Annotated in this window: 21 protein-coding genes and 1 tRNA gene; 8 read left to right on the top strand and 14 right to left on the bottom strand. The window is 37.5% G+C overall.

Translation table 11 applies throughout. The features are described 5' to 3' along the window. The first annotated feature begins 41 nt into the window (after positions 1-41). Together GN303_RS00340 and GN303_RS00335 are read left to right on the top strand one after the other, a co-directional pair. On the top strand, positions 42-869 hold the full coding sequence (locus GN303_RS00340) for an SDR family NAD(P)-dependent oxidoreductase (protein ID WP_110439257.1): 828 nt from the start codon (positions 42-44) through the stop codon (positions 867-869). An 82-nt stretch (positions 870-951) separates the two neighbouring features. Beyond that, complete coding sequence (locus GN303_RS00335) at positions 952-1,512, top strand: adenine phosphoribosyltransferase (protein WP_110439256.1); 561 nt, start codon at positions 952-954, stop codon at positions 1,510-1,512. 4 nt (positions 1,513-1,516) lie between these two features. On the opposite strand, the gene accC is transcribed toward GN303_RS00335, so the two are convergent. From accC to aroQ, 3 genes are read right to left on the bottom strand one after another with little or no spacing between them, the layout of a single operon-like run. Then, on the bottom strand, positions 1,517-2,872 hold the full coding sequence (gene accC, locus GN303_RS00330) for an acetyl-CoA carboxylase biotin carboxylase subunit (protein ID WP_110439255.1): 1,356 nt from the start codon (positions 2,870-2,872) through the stop codon (positions 1,517-1,519). 1 nt (position 2,873) lies between these two features. Next, positions 2,874-3,350, bottom strand: a complete 477-nt coding sequence (gene accB, locus GN303_RS00325) for an acetyl-CoA carboxylase biotin carboxyl carrier protein (RefSeq protein ID WP_110439254.1) — start codon at positions 3,348-3,350, stop codon at positions 2,874-2,876. Then, positions 3,350-3,802: a type II 3-dehydroquinate dehydratase gene (gene aroQ / locus GN303_RS00320; protein ID WP_110439253.1), complete on the bottom strand. Its 453-nt coding sequence runs from the start codon at positions 3,800-3,802 to the stop codon at positions 3,350-3,352. The genes accB and aroQ overlap by 1 nt, the downstream gene beginning before the upstream one ends. A gap of 326 nt (positions 3,803-4,128) precedes the next feature. Between aroQ and GN303_RS00315 the strand changes: the two genes are divergently transcribed. Then, the gene (locus GN303_RS00315) at positions 4,129-4,644 is read left to right on the top strand and encodes a septal ring lytic transglycosylase RlpA family protein (RefSeq protein WP_196424188.1); all 516 of its coding nucleotides are present in this window, start codon (positions 4,129-4,131) and stop codon (positions 4,642-4,644) included. 10 nt (positions 4,645-4,654) lie between these two features. On the opposite strand, the gene GN303_RS00310 is transcribed toward GN303_RS00315, so the two are convergent. The 3 genes from GN303_RS00310 to metX form a co-directional block, all read right to left on the bottom strand. After that, positions 4,655-5,602, bottom strand: a complete 948-nt coding sequence (locus GN303_RS00310; protein WP_110439252.1) for a YihY/virulence factor BrkB family protein — start codon at positions 5,600-5,602, stop codon at positions 4,655-4,657. 265 nt (positions 5,603-5,867) lie between these two features. Further along, entirely contained in the window at positions 5,868-6,470 is a 603-nt protein-coding gene (metW, locus tag GN303_RS00305) for a methionine biosynthesis protein MetW (RefSeq protein ID WP_110439251.1), read from the bottom strand. Then, positions 6,460-7,647, bottom strand: a complete 1,188-nt coding sequence (gene metX, locus GN303_RS00300; protein WP_110439250.1) for a homoserine O-acetyltransferase MetX — start codon at positions 7,645-7,647, stop codon at positions 6,460-6,462. The genes metW and metX overlap by 11 nt, the downstream gene beginning before the upstream one ends. Before the next feature lie 189 nt (positions 7,648-7,836). Here metX and GN303_RS00295 point away from each other — a divergent pair, with 189 nt between their 5' ends. Next, a complete protein-coding gene (locus GN303_RS00295; protein ID WP_110439249.1) occupies positions 7,837-8,391 on the top strand; it encodes a hypothetical protein in 555 nt (184 codons plus the stop codon). 46 nt (positions 8,392-8,437) lie between these two features. On the opposite strand, the gene GN303_RS00290 is transcribed toward GN303_RS00295, so the two are convergent. From GN303_RS00290 to GN303_RS00280, 3 genes are all read right to left on the bottom strand, one after another. Further along, complete coding sequence (locus tag GN303_RS00290) at positions 8,438-9,916, bottom strand: SulP family inorganic anion transporter (protein WP_110439248.1); 1,479 nt, start codon at positions 9,914-9,916, stop codon at positions 8,438-8,440. A 311-nt stretch (positions 9,917-10,227) separates the two neighbouring features. Further along, positions 10,228-11,823, bottom strand: coding sequence for an NAD(P)/FAD-dependent oxidoreductase (locus GN303_RS00285; RefSeq protein ID WP_158523889.1), 1,596 nt, complete (start codon positions 11,821-11,823; stop codon positions 10,228-10,230). 136 nt (positions 11,824-11,959) lie between these two features. Next, positions 11,960-12,033 (bottom strand) — tRNA-Gly (locus GN303_RS00280). Positions 12,034-12,188: 155 nt separating this feature from the next. Here GN303_RS00280 and GN303_RS00275 point away from each other — a divergent pair. After that, complete coding sequence (locus GN303_RS00275; RefSeq protein WP_110439246.1) at positions 12,189-13,397, top strand: trans-sulfuration enzyme family protein; 1,209 nt, start codon at positions 12,189-12,191, stop codon at positions 13,395-13,397. 212 nt (positions 13,398-13,609) lie between these two features. Then, the gene (gene folE, locus GN303_RS00270) at positions 13,610-14,209 is read left to right on the top strand and encodes a GTP cyclohydrolase I FolE (RefSeq protein ID WP_110439245.1); all 600 of its coding nucleotides are present in this window, start codon (positions 13,610-13,612) and stop codon (positions 14,207-14,209) included. Here the strand turns inward: folE and GN303_RS00265 are convergent, their stop codons facing one another. The 5 genes from GN303_RS00265 to fabI all read right to left on the bottom strand — a co-directional run bounded on the left by GN303_RS00265 (position 14,210) and on the right by fabI (position 17,791). Continuing rightward, on the bottom strand, positions 14,210-14,551 hold the full coding sequence (locus tag GN303_RS00265) for a MerR family transcriptional regulator (protein WP_110439244.1): 342 nt from the start codon (positions 14,549-14,551) through the stop codon (positions 14,210-14,212). A 27-nt stretch (positions 14,552-14,578) separates the two neighbouring features. Further along, positions 14,579-15,517: a DnaJ C-terminal domain-containing protein gene (locus tag GN303_RS00260; RefSeq protein ID WP_110439243.1), complete on the bottom strand. Its 939-nt coding sequence runs from the start codon at positions 15,515-15,517 to the stop codon at positions 14,579-14,581. A gap of 12 nt (positions 15,518-15,529) precedes the next feature. Then, the gene (locus GN303_RS00255; protein ID WP_155564776.1) at positions 15,530-15,703 is read right to left on the bottom strand and encodes a hypothetical protein; all 174 of its coding nucleotides are present in this window, start codon (positions 15,701-15,703) and stop codon (positions 15,530-15,532) included. Positions 15,704-15,829: 126 nt separating this feature from the next. Beyond that, positions 15,830-16,924 (bottom strand): chorismate synthase, encoded by a 1,095-nt coding sequence (gene aroC / locus GN303_RS00250; RefSeq protein ID WP_110439242.1) that lies wholly within the window; start codon positions 16,922-16,924, stop codon positions 15,830-15,832. A gap of 27 nt (positions 16,925-16,951) precedes the next feature. Continuing rightward, entirely contained in the window at positions 16,952-17,791 is an 840-nt protein-coding gene (gene fabI / locus GN303_RS00245; RefSeq protein WP_110439241.1) for an enoyl-ACP reductase FabI, read from the bottom strand. Between the two features lie 333 nt (positions 17,792-18,124). Here fabI and GN303_RS00240 point away from each other — a divergent pair, with 333 nt between their 5' ends. Then, entirely contained in the window at positions 18,125-19,000 is an 876-nt protein-coding gene (locus GN303_RS00240) for a universal stress protein (protein ID WP_110439240.1), read from the top strand. Between the two features lie 125 nt (positions 19,001-19,125). Continuing rightward, on the top strand, positions 19,126-19,446 hold the full coding sequence (locus GN303_RS00235; RefSeq protein ID WP_158523888.1) for a DUF2849 domain-containing protein: 321 nt from the start codon (positions 19,126-19,128) through the stop codon (positions 19,444-19,446). Positions 19,447-19,448 lie beyond the last annotated feature (2 nt).

Raw genomic sequence — 19,448 nt, 5'->3', positions numbered from 1 at the left:
TAACTTAGTATAATGACCTTTTAAGTTTGAGATTTATCTAAATGAATTTAAATATTTTTAAACAATCTAATAAAATCGCTGTTCTTACTGGAGCAACCGGGGGGTTGGGCAAAAAACTTGTTTCTTACCTTTTAGAAGAACATTACAAAATTATTATGATTGCAAGAAATCTTGCGCAATTAGAACAAATTTCTCTACATTATGGAGATAAAGTCATTATTCGTATTTGCGATATTTCTCATCTTAATGAAATACAGTATTTATGTGAGGATATTAAAAAACAATTCCATCACATTAATGCTTTAATCCATTGTGCAGGAAATATTTATCCAGGTTCGTTTTCAAATTTAAGTGATCAATTAATACTTAACCAACTTCAGGTAAATCTTAATGGAGCCATTTTTTTGACCAAAGGCTTACTTCCGCTTATGCGTAAAAAAAGCTCAATTGTTTTTATAAATTCATTGGGAGGTATTTTCCCCCTAAAAGACAGCGCATTATATTCTGCCAGTAAATATGGTTTACGTGGATTTGCCTTGGCGTTGGCCATGGAGCTCCGTCCCCGGAAAATATATGTTTCATCCATTTTTCCTGGCGCCATTGACACGCAAATGCTTCATAATGAAATGCAAAATGGAGGGTCTTTGCTTAATTTCTGCTCTCCACCTCTTGAACCCGAAATTGTCTGTAAAACAATTATGAAAGCCCTCAAGAAAAAAGGATTGGAATATTACATTCCCAAATGGTCAGGATTGCAAACTAAACTTTTGATGCTAAAACCATATTTTATCCTACGATTAATGCCTTTTGTGGAAAAGTTTTGTGAAAAAAGAAAAAAAAACTGGCAGAAAAATAACCTACATTCATAAGATCAATAAATTTATTGCGTGACGTATTTGAACCTTTTAAAACATGAATGGTTTATGTTAAATTTATTAATGATTGTTAGAAATGAGCAACGCACCTAATCAAACAGATTTCACACCGCCCACCAATATAGATTTAAAAAAATATATTCGTACTATTCCTAACTATCCTCATGAAGGCATATTATTTTACGATATCTCCACACTTCTACGCAATGCTGATGCCTGGCAGATTGCTTCTGCACGTATGGCACATGGAATTGCAGCTTGGCAACCCGATCTAATTGCCGGAATTGAATCAAGAGGATTTGTTAGTGCATCACCCCTTGCAACAGCATTAGGCTGTGGAATGATAATGATTCGTAAACCCGGCAAATTGCCTGGAAAAACGATTTCAATTGATTACGATTTGGAATATGGACAAAATTGTATCCATATTCAGGAAGATGCAATCAAGCCCGGACAGCGCGTTGTTATTATTGATGACTTGCTCGCAACTGGTGGAACGTTGCAGGCCGCTATTAAACTTTTACGTAAAACTGGTGCCAATATCATCGGAGCAGCTGCCTTAATTGAACTAAAAAATTTAAAGGGACGCGAAAAAATTGACGTCCCCTTATTTTCAGCAATCACTTATAATGAATAAAGCTTCAATTATATTCAGCTTTATTTTTCTCAATAAAATGTTCCAGCCAATGAATGGTATAGTCACCTTTCTGGAACTCTTTATCTGCCAATATTTTCTGCTGTAATGGAATGGTTGTTTTTACACCTGTCACAACCATTTCCTCCAATGCTCTTTGCATTCTTGCAATTGCGGTTGCCCTGTCATGTCCATAGGCAATTAATTTGGCAATCATACTATCATAATATGGTGGAATAGTATAACCAACATATAAAGCGCTATCCAAACGAACCCCCAGTCCACCTGGAGAATGAAAAACTTCGATTTTTCCAGGATTGGGTACAAAATTTTCAGGGTCCTCGGCATTAATACGGCATTCTATTGCATGTCCTTTAAACTGAATGTCTTTTTGGCTTAATTTTAATTTTTCACCTGCAGCCACACGAATTTGCTCTGCAACAAGATCAACATCGGTAACCAGTTCGGTAACAGGATGTTCAACCTGTAAACGCGTATTCATCTCAATAAAACAAAATTGTCCATCCTGATAAAGAAATTCAAGCGTACCGGCATTTTTATATCCTAATTGCTGCATGGCATGGGTGGCAACTTTACCAATAAAATCACGTTCCTTTACAGTTAGACAAGGAGACAAAGCTTCTTCCAACACTTTTTGATGCCGTCTTTGCAAAGAACAGTCCCGCTCACCCAAAAATAAGACATTACCATGTTGATCGCCAATAATCTGAACTTCTATATGACGAGGTTTATCCAAATATTTTTCCATATAAACTTCGTCATTACCAAAAGCCATTTTTGCTTCAGCCCTTGCAACCTGCCACGCCTCTTCCAGCTCTGTTTCTGTAGAGGCAACTTTCATGCCGCGACCTCCACCCCCAGCAGAAGCCTTGATCAAAACTGGATAACCAATCTTATTTGCAACCTCTTTTGCTGTAGCAAGATCTGACAGGGCCCCATCTGAACCTGGAACCAGAGGAACATTGAATTTCTTCATGGTTGTTTTGGCCTGGATCTTATCACCCATCATACGAATATGCTGGGCAGAAGGACCAATAAAAACAAATCCATGCTCTTCAACCAGTTCGGCAAAATCTGCATTCTCGGAAAGAAAACCATAACCGGGATGAATTGCTTCGGCTCCTGTGATGGCTGCTGCAGATAAAATTGCCCTCTTATTCAAATAACTGTCTGTGACTGAAGGAGGACCAATACATACGCTTTCATCTGCCAAACGCACATGCATTGCATCTGTATCCGCAGTTGAATGCACAGCAACGGTTTTAATTCCCATTTCACGACATGCCCGTAAAATACGAAGAGCAATTTCTCCACGATTCGCGATTAAAATCTTTGAAAACATTTTATTCAATTACCGCCAGAACCTCACCATATTCTACTGGATCACCGGAATTAACAAGCATACGCGTCAATTTTCCTGATTTATGGGCACGAATTTGATTAAACGTTTTCATCGCTTCAATAAGCATGATGATCTGTCCAGACTGAACCTCTTGTCCAACAGTTACAAAAGGGGGGGCAGAAGGTTCCGGCGTTAAATAGGCAACACCAATCATTGGACTTAGCAGCGCGCCAGGATGTTTAGAGAGATCTTCTTCCTGTTTGGCATCATCATTATTAACCGTTACAGGCACAGGCGCGGAATTCATGACAGGAGCCATGGAAACGGGAGCTGTTACTGGACTTGCGTTAACGGTAATATTCTTTACGACGCGAATATGCTGATCCTTTTCGGAAACCTCGATTTCTGTTAACCCTGTTTCAGTTAAAATATCAGCCAATTTACGAATAACTTCTACATCTACGAGCATTTTGCTCATCAACTATCCTCTTCCAATATAAGATTTGCCAACGCAGCCAAAGCCAAGGCATAACCCTGAATACCCAATCCACAGATTACCCCTGTCGCCGCATGAGAAACATAAGAATGATGCCGAAATGATTCCCGGCGGTAAATATTTGATATATGTACCTCTATAACAGGTAAATCAACTGCCAGTAAAGCATCTAAAATTGCTATAGAAGTATGACTATATGCTCCTGCATTAATGATAATTCCCTTTGCTTTTCCCCTACACTCCTGAATCCAAGAAACAAGTTCCCCCTCATCATTGGATTGGCGAAAATCAATTGCTATTTCGAGCTGTTCTGCATTTTGAATACAGATTTGTTCTACATCATCCAAGGTTGCATGACCATACACATTTGGCTGACGCATTCCTAACATATTTAAGTTAGGACCATTCAAAACATATACGAGGGGCAATTCCATCACTAGTTATTCATGCCTTTAATCAGGTTTAACACTATATGAATTTAAAAAGCCTCTCTTATAAACAGTCAACAAATTAATTAAATTTTCTCTTAATTTTTTGATAAACTATGTTTATTTATATCATTTCAGCCAGAAACAATAGATTAAACAAATTATTTGCCATATGTGCGTCAATTGTATTAGCGTAAAGTTACAAAAGCAAATCTTTTCATTTTTTTGCCATTTTTTTTCTCTAGCTTTTAACATGGTTTATATTAACTTAAAGGAATTATGGTAGTTTTCTTAATCATTATGATTAAAAAACGCTATAATAAACAGGGTATATGAAACGTCGAAATAAATTACTGGCTTTGTCACTTGTTATCGGATTAAATGTTCAATCCATGCAAGTATATGCTAACTCCGGTTCTCATAAGATCACCTCTCACCGGATTCGAAAATTAAAGAAAAGAGTGATGCCCTACACTCTTCACAAAAATAGACATCCTGCAGACATGATCATCAGTACAGATGAAACAGCTTTTCAAAGCGGTATTGCCAGCTGGTACGGTGGGCGACATACGCAAAGACGTAAAACAGCCTCTGGCTCAACATTCAACAACCAGAATTTTACCGCAGCTCATCCTACCCTTCCTTTGGGAAGCAAAGTGTTGGTTAAATCAGAAGATACAGGGCACTCAGTCATCGTCACCATTAACGATCGTGGCCCTTTCGTAAAACATCGCATTATTGATCTATCAAAAGCTGCTGCAGCAAAAATTGGCATGTTAAGCCGGGGAACTGCCCATGTAACAATTAAACCCCTGAATAATATCGAAGTTGCTGAAACTCCCCAATAATTTTCTATGACTATGGTATCTTGTTAGAAGCCTCGCTTCTATCTAAAATATATCCTTCTATCTGGGCATTGAACTGAGCGCCAACCAGAACAACATAGCAGGAAACCAGAAACCACATCATAACAGCAACCACGGTTCCCAATGGGCCGTAAGTACTTGTAAAATTTGCAAAATGGGCAACGTAATAAGAAAAAGAAAAGGCAGCCAACAACCATAAAATTGTGGCGATAAAAGCGCCTGGACATGTCCAACGCCAATGCACGTTGGAACGGCAGGGCCCAAAACGGTAAAATAAAGCAAAAGTCCACGTTGCAAAAAGAAAAACAATAATGTTACTACTTATTCTCACCATATTGTAAGCAGGAAAGTAATCTGTAAGAATATTTAGAAATTGATATGGCAAAATATTCAAAATTGCCGGTAAAGCAACAATAACCGCAAGGGTCATAATCGTTCCCAAAATAGCGCAGAATGTCAAAACAACAGATAGAACCTGAAATTTCAAGAAACTCCGTGTCTCATGCGTATTATAGGCAACGTTTAGCCCCGTAACCAAACCCTTTGTCCCAATGGATGCAGACCAAAGAGCGAACAAAATGGAAACAACCAATTGTATTGTTAAAGTGGAATGGGTTTGCTCGACAATACTGTTAATCATTTCCTGTAAAAAAACATAAACATTCGGGGGGAAAAAATGTTGTAGAAATTCCAGTTGTGGCTCAACCGTTTGTGGATCAAAAACCAGCCCATAAATGGAAATCAAGCTACTTATAGAAGGAAATAGCGACAAGGTAGAAAAAAATGCGCAACCAGCTGCAACCAGCATATATGGACCATCAATTAGTGTATGAATGGTCGCCATTATAATTTTTATCCATCCATGAAATGATATCTTTAAAGGGGAATGATGTTTTTCAACAAAAATATGACTTTCAGAAGACCGATCCAAGTCTCGCATTACTTCTTTTAAACCTCAATCAAATATTAAAAAATTATTCTAAAAATTTTATTCGTACTCATAAGAAATATGACTCTACAAAACCATGATGTAATGTAAATGATAGAGTAATATTATCCAACCCCGTCAATTCTATTAACCAATTCATGACATAAAAATAGAAATCTAAAATACTCTGTTAACTAATCCAATGAATATCAATTTTGTTTATATATAATCAATATAATATCAGATATGTAACAGTTGCATTGATTGTCTCATTTAATCAACGTGTCAGCAAAAATAAGGCCTGTTCCCCAAAAAAATTGGCCAAACGTATTGAACGTCGCCAGGGGGCCTTTTCCCCCTCGCCATGATCATCAATAGCCATCCACTGACTAATATGATATCCCTCTTGTTTACATAGTGATACAAAATCTGTTAAGGTACAGGGATGAATATTCGGCGTCTCAAACCAATGGGTTCCCCATACTTTTGTCATGGGCATATGTCCTTTAAGAAGCAGTTGCATTCTTACAATCCAATGGCCAAAATTTGGAAATGAAACAATAGCATACCGTCCTATTCGCAACATTTGTTGCAAAACTTCACGTGGGCGATTAACCGCCTGTAGAGTCCTCGATAATACGACATAATCAAAACCATCCGTGGGATAATTCTGCAAGTCAAAATCTGCGTTTCCCTGAATTACAGATAAGCCTTTACTTACCGCCTTGGTAACACAGGACATATCCAACTCTATTCCTCGTGCATCACATTGATGATTACAGCACAGATAATCAATTAATGTACCATCACCACATCCAATATCCAGTATTGTTGAATTTTGCTGAATCATGTCAACAATACAACATTGATCAAGACGCATTATTTTCCAATTGCCTCTGTCTTTTAATTCCTGCCAGAAAACCGCTGATTACATGATCAAGATCCGGTTCATCCAACAAGAAGGCATCATGCCCTTTATCACTTACAATTTCAACAAAAGAAACCTTGGCTCCAACACGATTTAATGCCTTGACTATCACTCTTGACCGTGAAGTGGGAAAAAGCCAGTCAGAAGAAAAACTGATAACACAAAATCTGGATTTAACCTGTGAAAATGCATTGACCAGATCCCCATCATAAGCTTGGGACAAATCAAACCAATCCATTGCCCGGGAGATTGTCACATAAGAATTTGCATCAAAACGTCTTACAAAATTCGATCCCTGATAATGCAAATAGCTTTCTACCTGAAACATTTCCCCGAAAATTGGTGACGAAGAATCTATCATTGTTTCTTGCAATCTCCGTCCAAATTTTCGGTTTAATGCATCTTCTGACAAATAGGTAATATGTGCCATCATACGTGCTACAGCCAACCCTCTGGATGGAATAACACCATATCGCCAATAATCTCCATTTTGCCAATCGGGGTCTGAAAATATGGCCTGTCTTCCCACTTCATTAAATGCAATATTCTGTGCCGAATGAAAAGACGAGGTGGCAATTGGTATAGCTGCATAAACTTGATCTGGATAGCTTACCGCCCATTGCAATGCCTGCATTCCTCCCATTGAACCACCGATAACGGCAAATAACTGATCAATTTTGAAATGATCGATTAGAAGTTTTTGGGCATTGACCATATCCCCAATGGTAATTGCAGGAAAGTCTATTCCCCAATAGCCTATTTTCTGATGATCTGTTCGTATGGAACGTGGTCCTGTCGTTCCCATGCAGCTTCCTAAAACATTACTACAAATTATAAAATATTTGTCTGTATCAATAGGTAGCCCAGGACCAACCATTCTGCTCCACCAACCAGGTTTCTTACTGATTGGATTAATACCTGTAACATACTGATCGCCAGTTAAAGCATGACAAATCAAAATTGCATTATCCTTGGCTGATGACAACTTTCCATAAGTCTGATATGCAATTTCCAAGTGGTTTAGTTTTTGACCATTTTCCAAAACAAGTCCTTCAGCAAAAAGTAATTTCTGAATAGATTCATTTTGTGTTTCGTCAGCTGCAACCTGTTTAATCCCTGAAGTTACCATAAATAATACAGGTATCCTTTTTACTATAAAATATGAAAATCCATCCCAAAAATCATCTCTTTGCCATAAACTGCACTATCTTATATAATCATTTGAAATTAAAAATGTTATCTCTGTATAAGTTAGGTTTTTTTAAAAGTTCATCTATTAATATCAAATATTCTTGTTTAGAAAAAGGCCTTAATAATTATGAATAAAAAACTTGTTGTATTTTGTATAATCAGTGCCTTTGCTTTTACTGTCCAATCCTCTTACGCAGTTTCCCATCATACGAAAAAAAACAGAAATTATCAAAATCCAAAATCAGGAAGAGTCGTTTTAACCCCCCAACCTGCGAACAATTTTTCAACAATTGCATATAACTTGAATAAAACCGATATTAATTTTGCTGTTCAACATGGTGAGAAACCGCTTATCCTTATTGGCAATGCAAACCTCTCCAGCACAAAAAAACCGCAAACTGTTCTATTTACCCAGTTACAATCCGCCAGTCTTTGTGGGTCTGGAGGCTGTACCACCACAGCCTATCTTAACCGTAACAATCATTGGGTAAAAATACTCGATTCTGTTACTGGCAATATTGAAATAAAAAAAACATCCCACAAGGGGATGCATGATTTGATAGTTGAAGGTTCAGATATCTGGATATGGAATAAAACAACTTATGTTGAAACCCAACAGGGACCCAATCTAAATGAATTAAAAAAATCCATTCATAAATATCAAAAAAATAGACCTAAATAAGCGATATAAACACATTAACTATATATATCGCCAAGAATGATCCTGATTAATAACTCCCGATAACCTTTTCAATTTCCTCTGGTTTATCATGGATGCCAAAACGGTCAATGATAGTCGCCGTGGCATCATTCATTCCCTGAACCTCCACTTTTATACCACGTTGGCGAAAATGAATGACAACCTTATCCAATGCCATCACTGAACTTACATCCCAAAAATGCGCATGGGTTAGATCGACTGTAACATTCTTAATCTCTTCCTTGAGATCAAAATTATTTATAAAACGATCAACCGTTACAAAGAATATATGACCATTCACTTTATAAATACGGGACTGATCTTTTTTTTCTGATTTAATCAGCATGAAATGTGAAACCTTGCTTGCGAAAACAAGAGAGGCAACCAGCACGCCTGTTAATACTCCATAGGCCAGATTATTTGTTCCAACCACAACACAGACCGTTAGAATCATGACAATATTGGTAGAAAGCGGATATTTTTTTAAATCAAGAATTGAACGCCAGGAAAAAGTACTAATAGAAACCATGATCATCACAGCCACCAAGGCGGCCATAGGAATCCGGGCCACCCATTCCTTTAAAAAAACAACAAGAATGAGCAAGAAAATACCAGCCACCAAGGTAGATAATCGTCCCCTTCCCCCGGACTTGATATTAATAACCGATTGACCAATCATGGCACATCCAGCCATACCGCCCAGAAAAGCAGTACAGATATTGGCAATTCCCTGCCCCTTACACTCACGATTTTTATCACTTGAAGTATCCGTGAATTCATCAACGATCGTTGCTGTCATCATGGTTTCAAGTAATCCTACCGCTGCCAGTCCAGCAGAATATGGTAAAATGATCATGAGGGTATGAAAGTCCAAAGGAATATCTGGAATAGCCAAAATTGGTAAAGAACCTGGCAATTTACCCATATCACCCACCGTTGGAATATTTAAACCATAACCTATTGAAATGGCGGTCATTATAATAATACATATCAAGGGAGACGGTATTAATTTCGTTAAATAAGGGAAAAGGTAAATAATTGCCAATCCACCACCAACAATCACGTAAACATGCCATGTCACATGCACTAATTGCGGAAGCTGTGCCATAAAAATCAAAATTGCCAACGCATTTACAAAACCAGTCACGACAGAATGGGAAACAAAACGCATTAATTCACCAAGTTTCAAATATCCGGCAATGATCTGAAAAATACCTGCAAGAATTGATGCAACGAGTAAATAACTTAATCCATGAGTCTTTACCAAAGGCCCCATCAGTAAAGCCATTGAACCCGTCGATGAGGATATCATTCCAGGACGTCCGCCAAATAACGAAATGACACAAGGAATGGCAAAAGCCGAATAAAGTCCTACACTCGGATCAACCCCAGCAATAATGGAAAAAGCAATTGACTCTGGTATCAGGGCCAATGCAACCACAATACCAGATAGAATATCCGCACGAATATTTCCAAGCCATTCTTGTCGATTACAAGACAGCAACATATTATAATCCTATAAATATTTTTAAATTGAAAAATTAATCAATAACAGACTGATCGCATCAATCCTGTTCCTGTTTTTTTAAAAAAACAGAAATAATAAAATTAGTTACACAGTGCTAACTTAGGGCGGCGTTAAAACAAACATTCCGATTCAACAAAACAATAAGAATTTAGTTTTAAAATCAATCAATCTAGTAACAAAAACTAATAATTTATAATTAAAAATATTCACAGAATCAATACGTAAACGCTTTTTCTATAAAAATGCCACTTTCAGAATAATAAAATATAAATATCTATATCAGAAAATAATTAATTTCTATTCACCATTTCTGGATTGGGAAAAAATTCACCATAACGCCATGAAGTATGAAAGATTTCTGGTGGTCCATCCCTTCTAATATACAAATCATATAAATTCCTATCGGAAGAAATATATTCACATATTTTACACATGACCTGGTAATTATCCTGTAACAGGTTAATCAATTTCTCCAGGTCATTATCAGGTTCCGTCAAATAACTGTTTATTTTGGCAAATAGACTTTCAGAAAGATTGATAAATCTTGGTAAGTCCAAATTATTCTGCCTATTGTTTTCAGAAAATTTCTTGGTTTTGAGTATGGAATTCACCTTATCATATTCCATATAAATTTTATGAATTTTATCCCATATAATCTTTGCGTTTTTAAAATCTCTCATTCCCTTATTCATGAAACAGGGGCAAATTGATCCAAAATAAAATACGGAATCAACAACATATTTAACAAAAATATAATACCAATTATCTTTTTGTTCGTACATTTTATCAAATACGTTACTATAAGCAATTACCAGATCTGATATGACCGAATTATAAAATGCCATACGTTCTTTTATGTCTTGACCATTTTTTTCCTGTGCAAGGACATCAACTATAAACGTGTTTTCAATGCACATCAAATCTATACCACTTGAATAAACTGGATCCAAAAAAATGCATGCATCCCCTGTTAATGCCCAATGATTTTCAGAGATACAGGGCTGCGCAATAGATGCGTATTTTCTCAAATATTTAAAATCAAGAATGGAAAATTGTTTCTTCAGCAAATAATCATAAAAAACCCTTTCATGCGTTTTTAACCATTCAAAGGTTTTTTCCAAATCCGATAAACTGTCAAATTGATGAATATTCTCACTAAAACATATTCCCACACTGGTCGTATGATCAGAAAGCCGAAGCACCCAGATCCAATATCCCTTTCCATCAATATGTAAGGAACTGTAGCTTCTATCCATGCCATAAAAAGGGTTATCTTCTTCTGCCGGATAGATTTCATCTACCAGAACAGCCCCCTTGACTCTAAACCAGACTGAAGAATTGGGTAAATTACCTTTGCTTGATAAATTATACTTCCTGGAAATAACTTTTTTCCGTCCGGATGCATCAACAATCCAACGAGAATTAATGATTTTCTGGACTTTGCTCAATTCAACTACGTGGATTTTTTTAAAATGCCCCTCATCTTCAACATCAAGAAAACGCGTATTTTGTAAAATATCAATTTTATCTTGTAATAATGAAAAAAAATGATTTTCCAGTTTGCCACGTTCAAATTGATAGGAATTTTTTTGAGGAAAATTTCTAATTCCCATTTCTTTATAGAGTTTATCATTTGTATAAATAAACCGCATTCCCATTTTTATAAAATGTTCCCGACTTAGATATTCATCTCCCAGCAATTCCCTAAGATAATACCCACCCAAATCAATTGTTGCTTCTCCAACTTTGAAAGCTGTCTCTTCATTGGGAAATTTTGCATCATGAATAAGACAAATGGAAATATCAGGTATATCACGCAGCAATTGACTGGCCAATGTCAATCCGGCAAGTCCACCCCCAATTATAACCACATCATAATTTTTCACTATATCCCTCAATTTAATATTAAAGTAATTAATTATTTTATTTATGATTAAAATAAAACAATATTACTAAATTAAGTTGAATATCTAAATAATCAATTTTATAGATATTATATAGTTTAAAATAAATAATATTTCTTGGAGCGGATGAAGGGAATCGAACCCTCATGAACAGCTTGGGAAGCTGTCATTCTACCATTGAATTACACCCGCAAAAATATGAAAAATAATATTTCACATTAAAATAACCAAATTGGATAGAAAAATATATCTTTTTTGATAATTTTTAAAAAATAAAGAAATTACTAACCACTTTTCTTGCATTCCTCTATCATGAACGCTCCTTATGGTTATCAAAGAGAAATATTATGAACAAAACCTCTTCCCATCGTCTAGCCACCCGTTTACTTCATGATAATATTGAACGTTCTTCCTTTGCTGAAACATGTGAAGCTCTTTTTTTAACATCTGGGTTCATTTATGAAAGTGCAGAACAAGCAGAACGCACTTTCCAAAAAAAAGAAAGGCATTATCAATATAGCCGTGTTAATAACCCTACCATTACCAACCTTGAAAATCGACTTATTCATTTGGAAGAGGCTGAATGTTGTGTTGCCACCTCAACAGGAATGAGCGCAATTTTTGCTGCCTTATTTTCCAATTTGAAACATGGGGATCGTGTTATCGCATCTAAGGCGCTTTTTGGGTCAAGTTACTGGATTGTTGAAAATTTTTTACCAAAATTAGGAATCGAAACCGCTTTTGTTGAAGGCACGAATATTCAGGAATGGAAAAAAGCATTATCCAAACCTGCAGCAGCTGTTTTGATTGAAAGCCCTTCCAATCCAATGCTAGACATTCTGGATATTCGGCAAATTGCTGACTTGACCCATCAGGCAGGAGGAATATTGATTATTGACAATGTTTTTGCCACTCCATTATATCAAAAACCTTTGAAAGTAGGGGCTGATCTTGTTGTCTATTCTTGTACAAAACATATGGATGGACAGGGGCGTGTCCTAGGAGGTGCTATTCTAGGTAGTAAAGACTTGCTTGAAGCCGATATTATACCTTTTGTTCATAATACAGGACTTACAATTTCAGCTTTTGATGCGTGGATATTGCTGAAAGGTCTGGAAACTTTTCCACTTCGTATGGAAAAAATGACCGAAAATGCGAAAATCTGTGCAGAATTTATTGAAAAATCTGATGTTGTTAATCTTATTCGATATCCCGGATTACATTCACATCCTCAATATTGCCTTGCCTGCAAACAAATGGATGCGCCAGGTGCCATGATCGCCTTTGAAGTCAAGGGAGGGAAAAAAGGTGCATTTACATTCATGAATGCCTTACAGCTCATATTAATTTGTAATAATCTTGGTGATAGTCGGAGTATTGTAACGCACCCGGCAACAACAACACATATGAAGGTCAGTCCAGAGGATCGTTTAAAACTCGGAATTACTGATGGCATTATCCGCTTTTCAGTAGGAATGGAGGATCCACAGGATTTACTTGAGGATCTGCAAAAAGGATTTGATGAATTAACAATTTTTTGCAAAAACAAACAATAAATAAGTAATCTTTTAAATTGAAAATATATTAATTTTTTTCCATATATTTTAAACTGAAGGAAAATATAATAAAATCGTGTAGTTTCATTTTAAACAAAACCGTTAAATTTTCCCTTTACAAAATTAATATATATCTTTTTATATTGTCCAAAATTACTTCATACCAAACAGAAACATTGAACAGTTTTACTGGTTTAAAAGATTTATAGAATATGACTGATAAAAAAACTTCCGCCCCCTCTCGTTCAGAAGCTGAAGAAGCGGTGCGTACCCTTATTCGCTGGGCTGGTGATGATCCGGATCGTGAGGGGTTAATAGATACGCCAAGCCGTGTTATAAATGCCTATGCCGAATTTTTTTCTGGCTATAAGGAAAACCCGAAAGAAATCCTTGGCCGAACATTTGAAGAGGTCGGTGGATATAAGGAAATTGTCCTTTTACGTGACATTCGCTTTGAAAGTCATTGCGAACACCATATGGTTCCAATTATTGGAAAGGCTCATGTTGCCTATTTACCCAATAACTATGTCGTCGGCATTTCCAAACTGGCCAGGATTGTAGAGGTTTTTGCCAAAAGATTACAAATTCAAGAAAGAATGACAGCGGAAATCGCCAATATAATGCAAGAGGTATTACAACCTAGAGGGGTCGCTGTAATCATTGAGGCCACTCATCAATGCATGACAACCAGAGGTGTGCATAACCCCGGTGTATCTATGGTTACATCAAAATTGCTTGGTGTTTTCCAACAGGATCAAAATGCAAGAGCAGAACTTTCAGCCTTATTAAATCGTTCAGTTTCATTTATATAACTAATTGATCTCAATCGTTGAATGATCATCTAGAATACGACGTAAAATTTGTTGAACATCAGGATATTTTTCTGTGGAAATCACTTCACATAAATAACGCATTTGTCGTCGCGTCGTATAAAGCTGATCCAAAAGTTGCAGAACCAGAGACATTGAATCTTCTGCCACTCCTAAATGATCCCTTAATTCAAGAATTAATTTGGCCCTTGCCTCATCAATCTCCTTAAATAAATAATTTCCCTCTTTCTTTTCTGGCCTCAACCATTGATTGTTTATCCAGTGATAGACATCATTGGCTGTTATTTCAGGTAAATTATAGCATAACATTTCAAGGGTTATCATTTTCTTTCCCTTTTACATTTTTTAGATTTAATTGGATTGATCAATGGATTTACGTAAAAACTCTTCCAAAGCGGGATCGACTTTACCAATCGTAATTTGTAAAGTTACATACAGATTCCCAGCCTCAAGATTTTTACGGGGTGGAATACCCCGTCCACGTAACCTTAGTACAGTTCCGCTATCTGAATGAGCCGGCACGTTTAACGCAACCTCGCCGGTAGGGGTTGGAACAGTCAGCTTACCGCCCAAAACCGCTGTCTTTAGATCAACAGGCCACGTCATTCTTATATCCTGACCATCTCTTTTAAAATAGGCATGAGGCATTACCTGAATGGTAATCAAGGCATCCCCGGCAGGACCATTTTGAAAACCTGGGTCCCCTTTTCCGCGCAACCTTAAGGTCTGACCATCATCAATTCCAGGGGGGATTTTAACATCAAGTGTTCCCCCTTCAGATAAGGTAATTCTCGATGTTGTACCATTAACTGCATCCAGAAAACTAATTTTCAGACTATAGCGTCGATCCTGCCCTTTCTGTGGACCTCTATTGGATCTTCCTTGAGAAAAACCTCGACCAGAGAAACCACCCCAGCCACCGCCGCCAAACCGGTTCAATATATCCTGCAAATCATCCTCGGAAAATTGATTACCGTGCATTCCTTCATCCTGACTGTACCGAAACCCTTGCGCTCCATCAGCATAATGACGATATCCGGCACCTCCCCCCGGAAAGCCCTGTTCCTGACCATGAATGTCAATCTCACCACGATCAAAACGGGCCCTCTTCTCTGGATCTGAAAGCAATTCATTCGCAACGCTAATCGCTTTAAATTTATCCTCAGCCTCTTTATTTCCGGGATTTAGGTCAGGATGATATTTTTTGGCCAATTTTCGATACGCTTTACGTATCTCATCCTGACTGGCTGTTTTCGATATTCCCAAAATGGTATAAGGATCTAAACTCACTGCACTTTTCTCTTAATTTTCTATCATTATGGCTTTGAAATCGATTTCATCGGATAAAGTAATCAACAACGCCTCAAACACATCTGCTGGAATGCCTTTTGCAGCAGAGTTTCTTGCCACCTTAATTAATTGATCCCTTACAAATTCTTTTTCAAAATCAGTATTCTGTTTTTTATTATCATCCATAGTCTGGCAGTCCCAATAAACTTTGAAACCAAAATTTATTTTTAAAAGTATAACCACATTTTCATTAAACTTGAAATCAAAATAGCTGATTATTTATAAAATACAGTTCATCAATATAATGTTCTATTATTTATGAATTATCTCCCCAAATTTTCCGATTTGACCGCGATGCCTTAACCAATGATCTGCCAAGACACAGGCAAGCATGGCCTCTCCAACTGGAACAGCCCGTATACCGACACAAGGATCATGTCGACCTTTGGTAATTACTTCAACAGATTCACCTTCTGAATTAATTGAGGGTTGAGGGACAAGAATTGAGCTTGTCGGTTTAACTGCAAAACGAACCACAATTGGTTGACCGCTGGAAATACCGCCCAGAATACCGCCCGCATGATTAGAGGCAAATGAAAGCTTACCATTTTCAAGATATATAGGATCAGCATTCTCTTCACCCCGTAGGGTTGCAGCGGCAAAGCCTTCACCGATTTCAACAGCTTTTACGGCATTGATACTCATCATGGCCTGGGCAATATCAGCGTCCAGTTTTCCATAAATTGGCGCCCCCAATCCTGCGGGAACCCCTTCGGCCACCACTTCAATCACCGCACCGATGGATGACCCAGCCTTACGGATTATGGATAATTCATTCCTCCAGATCTCGACCATTTGTGCATCGGGACAAAAAAATTCATTTTTTTTAACCTCGTCCCATGACCATCGGTCACGATTGATTTTTTTATCCCCAATCTGAATTAGGGCCCCACGAATAAAAATTGAATTTCCCAAAATCAAACGGGCAATCGCTCCAGCAGCAACACGCATGGCTGTTTCCCTGGCTGAAGATCTTCCTCCCCCTCGATAATCTCGTATACCATATTTTAAATCATAGGTAATATCTGCATGACCTGGACGGTATGACTGAGCGATATTGGAATAATCCTTGGAACGCTGATTGGTGTTTTCAATCAATAATGATATAGGAGTGCCTGTCGTTTTACCTTCAAATACACCTGATAATATCTTCACCTGATCGGGCTCATTACGCGTGGTTGTAAATGAGGATTGTCCAGGTCTGCGTAAATCCAGCCAAGGTTGAATCAATTTCTCAGAAAGCGGAATCAAGGGAGGACACCCGTCAACAACACAACCGATTGCAGGCCCATGACTTTCCCCCCATGTCGTAACCCTGAACAAGCTTCCAAAACTATTACACGACACGTTACTGTTCACTCACTGTAAAATTGATTAATTATCTGACAAGGCAATATCAGGTGCATCGGGATTTTTCATTCCAACCAGATGATAACCACAATCAACATGATGTATTTCACCTGTGACCCCTCTAGATAAATCAGAAAGGAAATACAAACCCGCCCCGCCAACTTCATCAATAGTAACATTACGTTGTAAAGGAGAATTAAGCTGATTCCATTTCAGGATATAACGGAAATCGCCTATTCCACTTGCCGCCAATGTTTTGATAGGACCGGCGGAAACCGCATTGACACGAATATTATCAGGTCCAAGATCTGCTGCCATATACTGCACGGAAGCCTCCAAAGCCGCCTTGGCTACACCCATAACGTTATAATGAGGCATCACACGTTCAGATCCCAGATATGTCAAGGTAAGAAGTGATCCACCATCTGGCATTAATCTTGCGGCCTCTTTTGCAACAGCAGTAAAAGAATAGCATGAGATATCCATGGCTGTTAAAAATGCCTCTCTAGGAGTATCAACATAACGTCCACGCAAATATTGTTTATCAGCCCATCCAATCGCATGAACAACAAAGTCTAGTTTTCCCCATTTTTGGGCAATATCTTCAAATACGTTGCTGATATCCTCATCTTTACTGACATCACAAGGCAAAAGATAGGTTGATCCCAAACTTTCGGCCAAAGGGGCGACCCTTTTTTTCAAGGCATCTCCCTGATAAGTAAAAACAAGCTCTGCCCCTTGTAACGCACAAGCACGCGATATTCCCCATGCTATCGAATGATTATTGGCCAAACCCATAATCAAACCGCGTTTTCCTTGCATTAAATTTCCCTTTACAGGCAAAACATCATTTTTCGTTATCATAACACCCCTTAATAGATTTTTTGTTTTTGTATGTCTTTTGACAATTAAAAAGTAGCCAGAACAATTCCTAAATTGGCGTTCATTTTAAAACAAAAAAAAAAGAAAAGAAATCATTTTCATTATGGATACAATCTTTAGAGATTAAACCCAAACATTATCAAATAATACCCCTCAACTTTTTGTTTTAATTAAGCTCCAGCATTCCTGTCACAAAAATGTGATTCTTTTCAGCGCTCTATTTCAGCCTAGAATTCATTTTATCTATTAAAAAATCAAATAAGCGATTAATATCCAAGATTATACCCCGTTTATTTTAAGGAAAGGGAATAAACAATGCTTAGCGTCAAGAAAATACTCATTCCTATTCAAGGCACCCCTTTATCTGAATCTACTCTAACCACTGCCTATTACCTCTCAAAAAACTATAATGCTCATCTTGCCGTTATCCATATTCAACCCGATAGAAAAGACCTCATTCCGCTTACTAGTGAGGGATTGTCCGGATCCATGATTGAAGAGGTCATGAATGTTGCCGCCTCAGAAAATCAAAAACGGTTAAAACTTGCCCGAGAAATATTCGATAATTTTATCGATAAATACAATATCGAATTAACCGACCCAGACCTTACTGAACCTGCTAAGGAAAAAATTACGGCCAGTTTCACCAATATGGTTGGACGGGAAAATGAATTAATTACTTACTGGGCACGCTTGTCCGACATAACGGTGATTTCTCACCCCGATTCAGACAGTGAAATTTCCTCTTCCGAAGCACTTCATACCCTATTATTCGATAGTGGCCGCCCCATCATTATCGCCCCCAAACAAAAACCCCTTACAACCGGCAAAAAAATCTGTATCTGCTGGAATGGCAGCGCAGAATCAGCCGCCGCCCTGCATGCAAGTTTGAGATGGCTTCATTATGCTGAACAGGTCTATATCCTATATACGAATGATTATGAAAATCATGGTAAGAAAATTCAAGATGTTGTTAACTATCTCAAATTCCATAACATTCAAGCAACTCCCCATCAATTGGGCAATGACAGGGATGTTGGAAATACAATCCTTTCAACCTGTAATGAGATAGGAGCGGACATGTTATGCATGGGTGCCTATTCCCACCCACGTTGGCAGCAGCTGATTCTGGGAGGGGTCACACGTTACATGCTTGAAAACGCCAATATATCTGTCTTGATGAATCGATAAAACATCATCTTCATTTATCCTTATAGTAAAAGGATATTTTTTCCTTTTACTATTTTTTTTGTGTAATTATAAAAAATAATGTTATATATACATACTTGTATAGTTATAAAAAGGAATTATCTGTTGTGGTTTCTCAAGACAGGCAGGCCGATCAATCTGATTATTATGTTTTAACCGCAAATCGTCTTCTGGATGGGCGGGTTGTGTGGTTCACCCCGCAAGAACATTGGGGGATAATGCTGGAAGACGCCCAACTTTTTTCCAATAAGGAAAATGCCGAAAAAAAATTGCAGAAAATCATCCAGTCAGATATTGCCCATTTTTTAATTGATTTACATTATGTAGAATTAATAAACCCTTTCCATCCAGCATCAGCACGTGAAAAAATTAGAGCGTTTGGTCCCAGTACACATCCTGAATTTAATCCACGCTCTATAATAAGATGATT

Source organism: Commensalibacter melissae (assembly GCF_009734185.1).
Lineage (GTDB): Bacteria > Pseudomonadota > Alphaproteobacteria > Acetobacterales > Acetobacteraceae > Commensalibacter > Commensalibacter melissae.
The sequence above is the reverse complement of the archived record's forward strand: the minus strand, read 5'-3'. Positions and strand labels throughout refer to the sequence as shown.

Excerpts from the sequence above, each read along its gene's own strand:
- GN303_RS00265 (WP_110439244.1), bottom strand. The coding sequence starts at position 14,551 with ATGATAACCCTTGAAATGTTATGCTATAATTTACCTGAAATAACAGCC.
- GN303_RS00340 (WP_110439257.1), top strand. The coding sequence starts at position 42 with ATGAATTTAAATATTTTTAAACAATCTAATAAAATCGCTGTTCTTACT.
- GN303_RS00240 (WP_110439240.1), top strand. The coding sequence starts at position 18,125 with ATGCTTAGCGTCAAGAAAATACTCATTCCTATTCAAGGCACCCCTTTA.
- GN303_RS00275 (WP_110439246.1), top strand. The coding sequence starts at position 12,189 with ATGAACAAAACCTCTTCCCATCGTCTAGCCACCCGTTTACTTCATGAT.
- GN303_RS00310 (WP_110439252.1), bottom strand. The coding sequence starts at position 5,602 with ATGCGAGACTTGGATCGGTCTTCTGAAAGTCATATTTTTGTTGAAAAA.
- GN303_RS00290 (WP_110439248.1), bottom strand. The coding sequence starts at position 9,916 with ATGTTGCTGTCTTGTAATCGACAAGAATGGCTTGGAAATATTCGTGCG.
- GN303_RS00295 (WP_110439249.1), top strand. The coding sequence starts at position 7,837 with ATGAATAAAAAACTTGTTGTATTTTGTATAATCAGTGCCTTTGCTTTT.
- fabI (WP_110439241.1), bottom strand. The coding sequence starts at position 17,791 with ATGATAACGAAAAATGATGTTTTGCCTGTAAAGGGAAATTTAATGCAA.
- folE (WP_110439245.1), top strand. The coding sequence starts at position 13,610 with ATGACTGATAAAAAAACTTCCGCCCCCTCTCGTTCAGAAGCTGAAGAA.
- GN303_RS00335 (WP_110439256.1), top strand. The coding sequence starts at position 952 with ATGAGCAACGCACCTAATCAAACAGATTTCACACCGCCCACCAATATA.
- accB (WP_110439254.1), bottom strand. The coding sequence starts at position 3,350 with ATGAGCAAAATGCTCGTAGATGTAGAAGTTATTCGTAAATTGGCTGAT.
- metX (WP_110439250.1), bottom strand. The coding sequence starts at position 7,647 with ATGGTAACTTCAGGGATTAAACAGGTTGCAGCTGACGAAACACAAAAT.
- accC (WP_110439255.1), bottom strand. The coding sequence starts at position 2,872 with ATGTTTTCAAAGATTTTAATCGCGAATCGTGGAGAAATTGCTCTTCGT.
- GN303_RS00255 (WP_155564776.1), bottom strand. The coding sequence starts at position 15,703 with ATGGATGATAATAAAAAACAGAATACTGATTTTGAAAAAGAATTTGTA.
- metW (WP_110439251.1), bottom strand. The coding sequence starts at position 6,470 with ATGCGTCTTGATCAATGTTGTATTGTTGACATGATTCAGCAAAATTCA.
- GN303_RS00315 (WP_196424188.1), top strand. The coding sequence starts at position 4,129 with ATGAAACGTCGAAATAAATTACTGGCTTTGTCACTTGTTATCGGATTA.
- aroQ (WP_110439253.1), bottom strand. The coding sequence starts at position 3,802 with ATGGAATTGCCCCTCGTATATGTTTTGAATGGTCCTAACTTAAATATG.